Annotated in this window: 7 protein-coding genes; 5 read left to right on the top strand and 2 right to left on the bottom strand. The window is 64.2% G+C overall.

Annotated features, from left to right (window positions below):
- Nucleotides 1-948 precede the first annotated feature (948 nt).
- The 3 genes from KA184_05090 (at nucleotide 949) to KA184_05080 (ending at nucleotide 6,878) form a co-directional block, all read left to right on the top strand.
- Nucleotides 949-2,055, top strand: coding sequence for an exo-alpha-sialidase (locus tag KA184_05090; protein ID MBP8128935.1), 1,107 nt, complete (start codon nucleotides 949-951; stop codon nucleotides 2,053-2,055).
- A 121-nt stretch (nucleotides 2,056-2,176) separates the two neighbouring features.
- Entirely contained in the window at nucleotides 2,177-4,507 is a 2,331-nt protein-coding gene (locus tag KA184_05085) for a hypothetical protein (GenBank protein MBP8128934.1), read from the top strand.
- A gap of 148 nt (nucleotides 4,508-4,655) precedes the next feature.
- Entirely contained in the window at nucleotides 4,656-6,878 is a 2,223-nt protein-coding gene (locus KA184_05080; protein ID MBP8128933.1) for an acetate--CoA ligase family protein, read from the top strand.
- On the opposite strand, the gene KA184_05075 is transcribed toward KA184_05080, so the two are convergent.
- Entirely contained in the window at nucleotides 6,875-7,360 is a 486-nt protein-coding gene (locus KA184_05075; protein ID MBP8128932.1) for a biotin transporter BioY, read from the bottom strand. The two genes, KA184_05080 and KA184_05075, sit on opposite strands and share 4 nt — an antisense overlap.
- Before the next feature lie 60 nt (nucleotides 7,361-7,420).
- The gene (locus tag KA184_05070) at nucleotides 7,421-9,550 is read right to left on the bottom strand and encodes a hypothetical protein (GenBank protein MBP8128931.1); all 2,130 of its coding nucleotides are present in this window, start codon (nucleotides 9,548-9,550) and stop codon (nucleotides 7,421-7,423) included.
- Between the two features lie 317 nt (nucleotides 9,551-9,867).
- On the opposite strand from KA184_05070, the gene KA184_05065 reads away from it, so the two are divergent.
- Both KA184_05065 and KA184_05060 read left to right on the top strand, forming a co-directional pair.
- Nucleotides 9,868-10,770 carry a serine/threonine protein kinase gene (locus KA184_05065; GenBank protein MBP8128930.1) on the top strand — a complete coding sequence of 301 codons (903 nt, stop codon included), beginning with the start codon at nucleotides 9,868-9,870 and terminating at the stop codon, nucleotides 10,768-10,770.
- Nucleotides 10,771-12,625: 1,855 nt separating this feature from the next.
- On the top strand, nucleotides 12,626-13,400 hold a 775-nt coding region (locus KA184_05060), incomplete at its 3' end, for a formylglycine-generating enzyme family protein (protein ID MBP8128929.1).

Genomic DNA, 13,400 nt, shown 5'->3' with positions numbered 1-13,400 from the left:
ACGGTGGACCGCGAACCCGGTCACTATCTCGGCCATCCGACGACGGTGTTGCTTGAAGACGGCCGCACCATGCTGGCGGCGTATCCGAAGGGGCATGGCCGTGGCGCGATAGTGCTGAAACGCAGCACGGACGGGGGCCTGACCTGGAGCGAGCGCCTTTCTGTGCCCGAGAACTGGGCAAGCTCGCTCGAAACGCCAACGATCCATCGCGTCGTGGACGCGCAGGGCGTGCGGCGCCTGATTCTGTTTTCGGGGTTGTATCCAATCCGCATGGCGGTATCCGAGGACGATGGCACGACTTGGACGCCCCTCTCCCCCATCGGCGATTTCGGCGGCGTGGTAACCATGAGCAGTCTCGTCGCGCTGAAGAACGGGGATTATGCCGCATATTTCCACGATGACGGGCGCTTTCTCCACGGCGAAGGCAAGACGACCGGCTTCGTGGTCTACAAGACGGTCTCCAAGGACGGCGGGCTCACGTGGGGTTCCCCGGAAGAGGTCTTGCGGCACGCTGAGGCACATCTGTGCGAACCGGGGATTGTGCGGTCACCGGACGGCGCGCAGTTGGCGATGTTGATGCGCGAGAACAGCCGGAAATTCAACTCGTTTGTTTCGTTCAGTAATGACGAGGGCGCCACTTGGTCGGTGCCGCGCGAGTTGCCGGGCAGCCTCACGGGCGACCGGCACGTGGGCCGCTACGCGCCCGACGGACGGCTTGTGTTTGTGTTCCGCGACACGGCGCTTGTCACGCAGACGTACGGGGATTTCGTGGCGTGGGCCGGCACGTATGAGGACCTGGTTTACGGCCGCGGCGGCGAATATCGCGTGCGGCTGCTCGATAATACGAAGGGCGCGGACTGCGGCTATCCGGGCCTGGAACTGCTGCCGGACGGCACCTTCGTCGCGACCACCTACGGCCACTGGGCGAAAGGCGAAGAGCCGTACGTCATGAGCGTACGGTTCCGGCTCGACGAACTGGACGCGAAAGGCGCAGCTTCAATACCTGAGGAAACGGCGGTTTTTGAGCGGCGCGAAGCGGGTTATCATACGTTCCGGATTCCGGCTGTGCTGGCCGTGCCGTCGGGCGCACTGCTGGCGTTCTGCGAAGGCCGCAAGAACAATAGGGCCGACCACGGCGATATCGACCTCGTCATGAAACGGAGCGATGACGGCGGGCGCACGTGGGGTCCGTTGCGCCTTATCTATGAAGAAGGCGGGACCGCGGACATCACGATCGGCAATCCCTGTCCGGTGCTCGATGAAGACACCGGAGTCGTGTGGTTGCCTTTCTGCCGCGACAACGACCGCGTGTTCGTGGTCAGCAGCGCCGATGAGGGTCAATCCTGGTCAGAACCCGTCGAGATTACCGCCGCGGTCAAACCCGCCGGATGGACCTGGTACGCGACCGGCCCGGGCGTCGGTATCCAGCTACGTCAGGGGCCACACCGGGGCCGGCTTGTTATTCCGTGCGATCATCGCGAAACCCGGGACGGCGCCACGGTCATGGTGTCGCATTGTTTCTACAGCGATGACCACGGGGCAACCTGGCGCGCCGGCGGTTCCGTGGCCAAACATACGGATGAATGCCAGGTAGTCGAACTCAACGATGGACGTCTGCTTGTCAACATGCGCAACTACTGGGGACGCGATGGCGAGGAACCGGAAAAACACGGCATGCGCGCCATCGCGCTCAGTGGCGACGGCGGGGAAACCTGGATGGACCTGTCATTCGACCAGGCGCTCGTCGAGCCGGTGTGCCAGGCGAGTTTTCTGCGCTATAGCGACGCACTGCGTCACGGCAAGGACCGCCTGGTCTTCTCCAACCCCGCCGACAGCAAGGACCGGGTGCGCATGACCGTGCGAATGAGCCTGGACGAGGGCGCAACTTGGCCCGTGGCCCGGTGCATCTGCGAGGGGCCGTCCGCGTATTCGTCTCTGACCGTGTTGCCGGACCAGACGCTTGGCTGCCTGTATGAACGGGGCGACGAACGTCCCTACGAGTCGATTGTGTTCGCGCGCATCACTTTGACGTGGCTTACCCGCGGCGGGCCCTGACGGGATTCCGGATTTGAGACTTGGGATCTCAGACTTTGAGTACGTCGAATAGGCACGAACATCAGCCAGACGCCGCGCGGTTTGCGCGCGGTCGTCGAGGCAAATCGAGCGAGACAAGCATATGCTGAGACATTCTTCCATCGTCCTTGCGCTGGCCTTGAGTTGCGCGGAGCCGGTGCCGGCTGCCGCGGAAGCCCCGTTCGTGCAGGAATACAGCGCCGCGTACACGACGGAACAAGGGCTGCCCGGAAATGAGGCCTATACGGTAGCGTGTCTCGCGGACGGCCGCGTCTTCGCGGGCACGGAGCGGGGACTCGCGGCATGGCGCGACGGCCAATGGGGCATGGTCGCCGGTTTCGACGCGATGCCGGTGCAGCACCTTGCGAACCTGGACGCCAATGGGCTGCTGTTGATCTACAATGGCCAGTTGGTTAACCAGGAGGGACACGTGCTGGCGCCGTTGCCCGCGGGCGTGCAGAGCGCGAGCGAAGTGCTGTGTCTGGAGGCATTCCCGGGCGCGGTTTTCCTCGGCACGACGCGCGGGTTGTACGCCCTGGCCGGCAACCGGTTCCTCCCGCGCCCGCAATTGAACAACCTGTTGGGCCGCCGTCCGCGCGTGTGCGATATCACGCGAAGCGCGAAGGGCGTGTTGGCCGCCGCGACGCCGGAAGGGCTCTTCCTGTGCGAAGACGGCCTGAACTGGTTTCAGGCGTTTCCCGCCGACGGACAGAGACGCTGGGCACCGGCCGACGTGCGCGCCGTTGCGTTCGACGGGGAGGAACGCCTGTGGTTTGCGAGCCCGCAAGGCGCGGGCAGGATGGAGGCCGGGCAATGGCGGCTGTACTCGGGCGCCGACGGCCTGCCCTGCAACGATTTCACCGGCATTGCCGCCAGCCGCGGCGCGGTCTGGTTCGGCACGCATCAGGGCGCGATTCGCTTTGACGGCAAGGAGTGGCGCTATCGGGAGGGACGGCGCTGGCTTCCGGACAATGACGTGCTCGATATCGCGGTGGCGCCGGACGGATCGGCGTGGTTTGCAACACGTGCGGGAGTCGGCCGTATCGGATTTCGGGCGATGACGCTGGCCGACAAGGCCCGCTTCTTTGAAGACGAGATCGACGCGCGGCACCGGCGCACGCCTTATGGGTACGTACTGGCCGTGCAACTGGAGCGGCCCGGGGACAAGAGCAGCTGGGTGCAGCACGATGACGATAACGACGGGCAATGGACCGGCATGTACGGCGCGGCGGAATGCTTCGCGTACGCCGCGACGCGCGACCCCAAAGCAAAGGAACGCGCCACCGCGGCGTTCGAGGCCCTGCGCTTTCTCAGCCAAGTGACACAGGGCGGCTCGCATCCCGCGCCCCGCGGTTTCCCCGCGCGCACCATTCGCAGCACCGCCGATCCCGACCCGAACGAGTTTCCCGAGTACTCCGTAGCGGCGGACGAACGGCGCCGCGACACCGAAGACCCGCAATGGAAAGTGGTCCATCCGCGTTGGCCCGTGAGCGAAGATGGAAACTGGTATTGGAAGTGTGACACCAGTTCCGACGAGTTGGATGGACACTATTTTCTGAACGCGTGCTACTACGATCTCGTGGCGGAGACCGAAGAGGAGAAAGAGCGTGTCCGCGCCGTCGTGCGCGACATGACGGACCATCTGCTCGAGCACGGCCTGCGGCTCGTCGATTGGGACGGCCAGCCCACGCGCTGGGCCAATTTCAGCCCGGAATCGCTGAATCACGACCCGAGTTGGTGGGAAGAGCGGGGCCTGAATTCGCTGAGCATCCTCGCTTATCTGCGCGCCGCCGCGCATATCACGGGCGACGCGAAGTACGACGACGCCGCGGACGGCTTGATACGCAATCACAGCTACGCAACAAATACTATGTTCCCGAAGGTGCAGCGCGGCCCCGGCTCGAACGTGCAATTCGACGACGAAATGGCTTTCATGAATTTCTACCACCTGTTGCGTTACGAACAGGACCCGCGGTTGCGCGCCATGTTTGCCTACAGTTGCTTCCGCTATTGGCAACTCGAGGCATGCGAACGCAACGCGTTTTATAACATGGCCTTTGCGGCTTGTTGTGACGGCGAGGAGTTCCCTGCGCCCTCGACGCCCGAAAAGGTGGCGGTCCCGAAGCAATGTCTCCCGGATGCGCTCGAAACGTTGCGCCGGTATCCTCTGGACCTCGTGAATTGGCGCCATACGAACAGCCGCAGGCTGGATATTCTGCCATTGTCGCCCTTGGCGCGCGAGCCGGGCGGGACGCTCGGCAAGGGCTTCCGCATCGACGGCGTCGTCCTCCCGGTCGATGAACGGTACATGAAACAATGGAGCGACGACCCGTGGGAATTGAACAGCGGCGGCGACGGCCGGGAATTGGCCACGGGTTCCGCGTTCCTTCTCGCTTATTACATGGGATTGTATCATGAATTCATAGATAAATAGCGTAATGCGATATGGCACCGCGCCGCCGTGCGCGCGAAATGTGTTACCATACGCGCCGTTCCGCCCCGTCTTGGGCCGTGCGGCGCATCGTATTTCCCAGCGCGCCGCCTTGAGAACGTCATCCAGCATGGGCATGGAGTGTTATGTGATGAGAGAACGCGAGAACGCGCGCAAATGGCTGCGGGACGCCCAGGCGTCCGGCGCACGCGCGCTTTCCGAGCACGAATCGAAGCAGGTCCTTCAAGCTTACGGCATTGCCGTCGTGGAGGAGGCGCTCGCCGCGGACGGGCCCCAGGCCAGCGGGATCGCGGAACGCATTGGGTATCCGGTGGCGGTGAAGGCGTGCGGGCGCGCGCTGCAGCACAAGACCGACCGCGGTCTGGTCCACTTGAACGTTTCTGACGCCGCAGGCGTTCGCGACGCTGCGGCGCGCATACGGGAGGCGCTGGACGACGAAGCGTTCGACGGCTTTCTGGTGCAGCGCATGGCCAGAGGCAAGCGCGAGGTCATCATCGGCGGCGTGCGCGACCCGGTTTTCGGCCCGTGCGTCATGTTCGGGACCGGCGGCATAGCCGTGGAGGCGCTGGGCGACGTGGCGTTCCGCCTGGCGCCGCTCAGCGAGCGCGATGCGTTGGAGATGCTGGCGGAGGTACAAAGCACCCGCGTGCTCGACGCGCTTCGCGGCGAACCGCCTGCTGACAGGGCGGCGCTGGCTGCGGTCCTGCAGCGCGTGGGCGAAATGCTCGCAGACCTGCCGGAAATCGCGCAACTCGACATCAATCCGCTCATCATTCAGGAGGGATTGCCGCTGGCCGTGGACGCATTGATAGCGCTTGCTCCGCAAAGCACGCCCGTGGCGGCGGAACCGCCGCCGCTTGCGACCCCGGAGCGGATGCGGCAGTTCCGCGCCGTTTTCGAGCCGGGATGCGTCGCGATTATCGGCGCGACGGACACGCCGGGGAAATGGGGTTTCCGGATTCTGTACAACACGCTCGAGGGCGACTACCGCGGCAAGCTGTACGGAGTGCATCCGCGCCACCGCGAGATTCTGGGCGTGCCGTGCTTTCCGAGCATCGGGGCGCTGCCCCAGACGCCCGACGTGGCGCTCGTCGTGGTGCCGCCGCCGTCGGTCCTCGACTGCGTCCGGCAATGCGTGGCGCGCGGCGTGCCCGCGGTCATCGTGATCACGGCCGGTTTCGGCGAACTGGACGATATGCAGGCGCGTGACGCGGAACGCGAACTGGCGCGCATCGCCGCTGAGACCGCCACGCTGGTGATAGGCCCGAATTGTGCGGGCGTGGCCAGCCCGGCTCCGCAGCAGTTGTATTGCGGCATGATCGCGCGCTATCCCGGAGCGGGCGGGCTGTCGGTGGTCTCGCAGAGTGGCAACGTGGGCAGTACCGTGCTGAGCTGGGCTGCGCTGCACCAGGTGGGCGTGGGACGGTTCATCAGCACCGGCAACGAGGCCGCCACGCGCACGGAGGACTATCTCGCGTTTTTCGCGGGCGATGAGAAGACCGCCTCGCTCATCTCCTACATCGAAGGCACGCGTGACGGGCGGCGGCTGCACGAGGCATTACGCCACGTGGCGGCGCGCAAGCCCGTGATTGTCGTGAAAGGCGGCCGCACCAGCGCGGGTTTCAAGGCCGCGCAGTCCCACACCGGCTCGTTGGCTTCGGAAGTGCGTCTGTTCCGCGCCATGTGCCGTCAGGCGGGGACCGTCGTCGTGGACGACATCTACGAAGCGATGGAGGTGGCCGCGGTCTTTCTGCACCAGCCGTTGCCAAAGGGACGGCGCGTGGTAATCGTGTCGCAGGGCGGCGGCTGGGGCGTTATCGCGGCGGACTCCTGCGCGGAAGCCGGGCTCGACGTCATTCCGCTGCCCGAAACGGTGATGCGCGAGCTGGACGGCATCCTCCCCGCCTGGTGGAGCCGCAACAACCCGATCGACCTCGTTGCGAGTAACGACCTGAGCGCGTTGTCACGCACGGTCGAGGCGGTAATCAAGCACCCGGACGTGGATGCCGTAATCCTGCTGGGCGTCGGCTACATCGCAAGCGCGTTGCAGCGCTACAGATTCTCGGCGCGCGCGCAAGAGCACGGCTTGGACAAGCTGACGGAGTTCGGCGCGAATATCGAGGCGGAAGAAGCGCGGCGCATCGCCGGGTTCGCCGGGACGTACCACAAGCCGCTGCTGGTCGCCTCGGATTCGGTATTGCTGGCGTACGGCGAAATCCCGAACACCGTAATCCAGGAATTCGAACGGCTGGGCTATTACGTGTTTTCGAGTCCCGCGCACGTGGCGCGCGCCTTGGCGCACATGGCCTCACGACGGGAATTTCTCGAGGGAAAGCCGCGCAACGGGCGCTAGCGGCGCGCCCAACCCGCCAATTGGGCGGCGGCGATTAGCTTGATGGCGTCGCCGGGCATGAAGGGCAGCACGCCCACGGCGCAGGCTTGCGGCAAGGTCATGCCGAGGAACAGGCAGAGCCACGCCGCGCCCAGTGCGTAGATGCACAGCGAGGCAGCCGCCATGCCCGCGAGCGGCGAACGGAAGCTGGCGGTGAGGTACGGCGCCAGCACAAACGCCGCGAGGTAGCCCGCGGTCGCGCCGGAACTCACTGCAAACAGCGGCGCGCCCGCGAGACCGAGAACGCAATACAGCGCCATGCCCGCGGCGGCACGGTGCCGGCTAACAAGGTATCCCGCGAACAGCGCGACGAATGTCTGCATCGTCACGGGCACCGGCGAGAACGGCAGTGGGAATCGCGCCTGCGCCGCAAGGGCCATCAACCCCGCGACGGCGAGCATGTCGAGGACCGCGCGTGTCCCTCCGGGCGCTCTTTCCAGCACGTGGGATCTCAAATAGGTCGTGTCCATGGGACCGGAGTATACGTGCGGCGCCATGTCCGGTCAATACCGCAGGCGCCGCCTTGCGCGCAGCGCGAACAGTAGCGCGACCAGCGATGCAAGGACGACGATTCCGGGAAGATGCAGGACGGGCGTGACTTTTGCCACGGTTACGCGGACAGGCCCGAATACGCGGTGTGTCTTGACGCCGTCATCATATTCGCACGAATACAGGCCCGAGTCGGATTGGCGCAGGGAAAGGATATGCAGCGCGCGCCACCGGCATCCGGAAATGAACCCGCCATCCAGAAGCGGCTGTCCGTCCTTGTACCATTGGAATCCGGAGCCGAGAGCGGCGGGTTCTGGCACGATCAGGCAGAACGAATCGCCTTCCTCAAACGTGCCGCCTTCCGAATTGTCGCACGCGAAATCAGGCGTCATCCCGGGCTGGAGCGCGGCCAGCACATACAGGTCACGGCCGCCGATGGGCACGAAAAAGCCGTACTCCTCCGCGTTCGTGTAACCGTCGCCGTCGGCGTCGCCGTCGAGCGAGAAATACTGAGGCAGCAACACGTATTCGGCCTGGTTCGGCACGTACAGGTCGAGCGGGAAATCGTTGTAGGACAGCGCCGCCATGATGAGCATCACGGGAAGCGCCGCGGAGATGGGGTCTCCGAGGGTGGTGTATGCGGCAAGAATGCTGTCCAGGCCCTGAAACACGGACAGCGCCAGACCGTCTTCGCCGCCGAGGTCTTCCCGCATCCGGGCAAGATTGTTCTGCCAGGCGGATGCGACGACGGCGTGCGTCACGCCGCCCCAGGCGCTCAGGTCAATGCCAGAGTTGCGGAGGCATTCCCGAATCAGCGCAAATTCGTAACTGTCGAGAAGGCCGTTGCCGTCTATCTGCAGCGGGTCGACGCCGTGGAAACCTCCGTTGGCGTCGCAGAGTTCCGGCTTGAAGCTGAATCCGGCGAGCAGTTCCTGATACGGCGCCGTGACTACATCAAGATGCTCGAAGAAGACGTCGAAATCGTCGTCCGCGGGCACGGGCGGGTCTTCATAAGCAAAGGGGACATTGACCGTGAATCCGCCGTTGCCCGCGCCCGGCCCGCCAAGAGGGTTGCCCTCGTCATCGACGATGGAGTCGTCGTCGAGAACCGACAAACGCGCCGTGCCCGTCTCCCCGGACACGGTCACCGTGACCGTGTATTCCGGACCCGACCCGGAAACGGCCGACGGCGCGGCCGACTTGGCGGGTTCGGCCGCGGCGCTGAAATCCGTCAGGTCCACGCCGGTGACCGCTTCGGTAAAACGTACGCGGAAACGCTGTTCAATCCCGCCACTGTCCAGGGGCGCTATCTCGAGGGCGCGGGGCCAGGACAACCACGCACCAAAGAACTCGTCGATACACCGCCGCGCAAGATGCGCGTATCCGTCGGCGGTCAGGTGAATGTCGTCATCGACCAGCGCGTCCAATGGCGCTGGGTAGCCGATATTGCCCCCCGGCATCGGCGTATAGTCCGGATAGCCGCCGGGGCGGGGCACGGAACCGGCCGGGATGGGCGGCTCGGCATCCGGAATTCCGTAATAGTACTGCATCAGGCCGAGATTGTTCACGTAGAAGACGCGGCTCTTGCCCTGGACCATCGCGAGTTTGGTCAATTCCAGCCCGAGGATGGCCTCATTCACCTGCCGGGTGGTCGCGTCCGGTATGGAGTGATTGCCGAACGTGTAGCCGCAGAGCCCTATGCGAATGTCGGGACGCAAGGCCAGAATATAGTCGATCACGTTCGCGATATGGCCCGTCACGGTATCGAACAGGGCCTGTGCCTGCGCGGGCGACATGCCGGGCCGCCAATCACCGTAGAGAATGTCGTTGCCGCCCAGGCTCAGATGCACGACATCGATAGCAGGATACCGGTTGAGTTCATCCGCCACGATGGCGAGCACTTCCGGCGTATCATATTCCGCGGCGCGGACGCCGACCTGTGTAGTGCGGAAACCGATGGAGCGGTACTGTCCAAGGCCGGGATACTCCGGAAGGACGGTCTTGTAGGTGTCGAATGCCTGCATCAGAGCGCCCCAGCTGTCGCCCACGAGCAGGATACGTGGAATGGGGTCCGGCGTTTGCGCCCCCGCCTCGGCCGGCGACCAGCACAAGAGCGCAGCAATGGCCCACACTGCATACTTCATTTGGTGTTTGCTCCCGGCTGAAACGATGCTAGGCGGTTTCCCGAGATTTGTCAAGGATACGGCCGGGGACTCAGCGATTCCGCCATTGGATATTTGGAGGGGTGTGTTCAGTGGTTCTCGAGAGCAGAATGGCGCCGGGTCGGCTTCGCGTGGTGATTCTGGATGTGATTTTGGCGCTTGGGAAGCGTGGTGACCCAGACCCACTCGGTTTCGACGGTCTCCTCGCTCCTGCTTCGCTGGCGCAAAGGTGGCGCTGCGGCGGTGGGCATGTGCTACCATGTTTTCGTTGTTGGAGAAGGGCAGAGAGGCACATTCGCATGGCGGAAACGGAGCGTCCCCGAAAAACCATAGCGGGCCGCTACGAGGTGCTGCGCCCGCTCGGGCGCGGCGGCATGGGCAAGGTGTTTCTTGTCCGCGACCTCACCACGGGCCAGGAACTGGCGCTGAAGATGCTCCGTTCGCAGTGGCAGTCGCGCAAGGCCGTCATTGCGCGTTTTCTGCGTGAAATCGAGACCGTTCGCCAGCTCGATCATCCGTGCATCGTCAAGATCCTCGACGCACACCATGACGACGAGTTGCTTTTCTACACGATGGAATATGTCGAGGGGAAGAGCCTGCGGCACTGGCTGCAGAAGCGCGGGAAGCTGGAGTTTGGCTCCGTGGTCCGCGTGCTGTGCCTGGTCGCCCACGCGCTCGAACACGCGCACCGGGTAACCATCCACCGCGACCTCTCACCCGAGAACATCATGGTCCTGCCGGATGGGTCCGTACGCCTGCTCGACTTTGGCCTCGCCAAAATCGAGGACGCGAACCAGGGCCTGACCATGGTGGGTTCGAGCCTGGGAAAGATGCAGTATGTCGCGCCCGAACAGCGGCGCAACGCCGCGAAGGTGGACCACCGCGCGGATTTGTACCCTCTCGGCATCATGTTCTTCGAGATGCTGTCGGGCCAGTTGCCCAACGGGCGCGACCTGCTCTCCCGTTTGTGTCCCGGTCTCCCGCCGGGCACGGACGAATTCGTCGCGCGTGCCGTTGCGGCCGATCCCGCGGAACGGTTTCAAAGCGCGCGCGAGTTCCGGCATGCGCTCTTGGCGCTGTACGAATCGAGCAAGGCGCCACGCACGTCGGGGCGGGGTCGCGACGGAGGCGCCGTCGCGCCGGCGCCGCCGCGACGCGGGCTGTTCGCCCGGCTGCGCGCCTGGTGGCGCCGGCCGGGATGAGCGGTGTCGAGCGCGGCGTCTGGCGGGCCATCGCCCTTCTCACGCGAATCGGCTCGAGCACGCCGATGGGCAGCGCCTCGCCCGCGGGTGCCTGCGGCGGACAGCCGCCGCCGTCGTAATGCTTGTCTTGAAGCCAGACTACCTCCGCCACCTCTTCAAGCCGGGGGATCCGCGCCAGCAGGTCCCGGACCGCTCCTTCTGGAGCAGGTCCTGCGGCACCGTGACAAACATGGTCCGTGAGAGCAGCGCCGCGGTCTCGGTCTCCCAGGCCGGCCCGGCATGCAACCGCGGCCAACGGGTTGAACGTTTGCGCCGGGCAACCGTCCGGCGTGCAATGGAAGGCCGCAACCTCCAAGATTTCTGCGGACAGACCCAGACGCCCAGCAGACACGCGCCCGCCTGCGCTTGGGTTCAGCCGAGGCACTCCCGCCCCAGTTCAAAGACCGGCCGTTGCTCCGCGACGGGGTGGTTGCCCGCTCTCCAGGGCGGGGCAGACATTGGCAATATGCCGACTACCTCGGCTGTATTTAGCCCGAAGTTCCCTTCAGGCTAACAGCGCCCGACATAGGACCGGGCGTGTGAACAGGAAGGGGGTTCGTGAGCACGCAGGCCGGCCATAGCCCCCCCGTTGACACAGCCACATGTCCATGGTACTCTATCCCCAAGAGGGAAAGGGGGATCCGGAACAAACTCAATGGAGGAGGACATGATGTTTGTTTGTGCGTCTATGCGGCACGCCCCCGCGATTACTCCGGCGCACTTCAGTTTTCAGTCCAAGTCTTTGTTACGAGACATGTCGCGCATCTTGTTTCTCTTGCTTGTCGCCGGCCTCGCGCTACCGGCCGCGGCGCAATACCACTCCGCCGACACCAATAAAGACTATGAGATTACGCTGAGCGAGTTGCTTCGGGTAATCCAGTTCTACAACTCCGGAGGATTCCGCTGCGCGGATGACCCGGGCAGCACCGAGGACGGCTATGTGCCGGGCCCCGGCGCGAATCATAGCTGTGCACCGCACGCGAGCGACTATGCGCCCTCAAGCCCCGATTGGCAGATTAAACTGACGGAACTGCTCCGGGTCATTCAGTTCTACAACTCAGGTGGTTACCACACGGAATGTGTTTCCGAAGACACCTATGCGCCGGGCCCCGGTACACATGAAGTGTGTAGCGGCGAGGGTGAGGGTGAGGGTGAAGGCGAGGGCGAAGGCGAGGGTGAAGGTGAAGGTGAAGGGGAAGGTGAAGGCGAAGCAGAAGGAGAACAGACCATTCTTCTTCCCGGCGGCGTGCCTTTGACCATGGTCTGGATTCCCGGCGGAACGTTCATGATGGGCCGGTATCCCGACGAGGAGGGCAGCGAGTCTTATGAGGATCCGCAACATTCGGTGGCGGTACCGGGTTTCTGGATGGCCAAGTACGAGGTGACGCAGGCGCAGTGGCAGGCGGTGATGGGATCGAATCCCTCGTATTTTTCGGGGGATAATCGGCCCGTGGAGTGCGTGTCCTGGGACACAATAAAAGGTAGTTTCCTGCCGGCTCTGAACGCCACGACGGGCCTGACGTTCCGGCTGCCCTCGGAGGCGGAATGGGAGTATGCCTGTCGTGCGGAGTCCACCGAACGGTTCTACTGGGGTGACGACCCCAGTCTCATCGAGATTGGGAACTACGCCTGGTATATGGGCAACTGCGGTTTTCAGACGCATGACGTGGGCGGGAAGCTGCCGAATGCTTTCGGATTGTACGACATGAGCGGGAACGTCTGGGAGTGGTGCGAGGATGATTGGCATGACAGCTACGCCGGAGCGCCTACAGATGGCAGCGCGTGGGTGTACTCACCTAGAGGCTCGGACCGCCTGATGCGGGGCGGCGCCTGGGCCAACGACGGCAACACCTGCCGTTCAGCGGTCCGCTACTTCAGCGCCCCGTGGGGCGCGGGCACCGGTATCGGTTTTCGCGTCGCGGCACATACTCTAGTTGGCGAAGGCGAGGGTGAGGGTGAGGGTGAGGGTGAGGGTGAAGGTGAAGGTGAAGGTGAAGGCGAGGGTGAAGGTGAAGGTGAAGCAGAAGGAGAACAGACCATTCTACTTCCCGGCGGCGTGCCTTTGACCATGGTCTGGATTCCCGGCGGGACGTTCATGATGGGGCGGTATTCCGGGGAGCAGGGCAGCCACTCGGAAGAGGACCCGCAGCATTCGGTGACGGTACCGGGTTTCTGGATGGGCAAGTACGAGGTGACGCAGGCGCAGTGGCAGGCGGTGATGGGATCGAATCCCTCGTATTTTTCGGGGGATAATCGGCCCGTGGAGTGGGTGTCCTGGGACACAATAAAAGACAATTTCCTGCCGGCTCTGAACGCCGCGACGGTCCTGACGTTCCGCCTGCCATCAGAGGCGGAATGGGAATATGCCTGCCGGGGAGGAACAACGACGCGGTTCTACTGGGGAGACGACCCCAGTCTCATCGAGATTGGGAACTACGCCTGGTATCTGGGCAACTGCGGTTTACAGACGCATGACGTGGGCGGGAAGCTGCCGAATGCTTTCGGATTGTACGACATGAGCGGGAACGTCTGGGAGTGGTGCGAGGATGATTGGCATGACAGCTACGCCGGAGCGCCTACAGATGGCAGCG

This window comes from Candidatus Hydrogenedentota bacterium (genome assembly GCA_018005585.1).
GTDB lineage: Bacteria > Hydrogenedentota > Hydrogenedentia > Hydrogenedentales > JAGMZX01 > JAGMZX01.
Note: the sequence above shows the minus strand (reverse complement) of the source record. Positions and strands in the feature narration are given on the sequence as shown.

Bases quoted from the DNA above. Each gene is read 5' to 3' on its own strand.
- KA184_05090 (MBP8128935.1), top strand. From the start codon at position 949: ATGAGCGTACGGTTCCGGCTCGACGAACTGGACGCGAAAGGCGCAGCT.
- KA184_05085 (MBP8128934.1), top strand. From the start codon at position 2,177: ATGCTGAGACATTCTTCCATCGTCCTTGCGCTGGCCTTGAGTTGCGCG.
- KA184_05080 (MBP8128933.1), top strand. From the start codon at position 4,656: ATGAGAGAACGCGAGAACGCGCGCAAATGGCTGCGGGACGCCCAGGCG.
- KA184_05070 (MBP8128931.1), bottom strand. From the start codon at position 9,550: ATGAAGTATGCAGTGTGGGCCATTGCTGCGCTCTTGTGCTGGTCGCCG.
- KA184_05065 (MBP8128930.1), top strand. From the start codon at position 9,868: ATGGCGGAAACGGAGCGTCCCCGAAAAACCATAGCGGGCCGCTACGAG.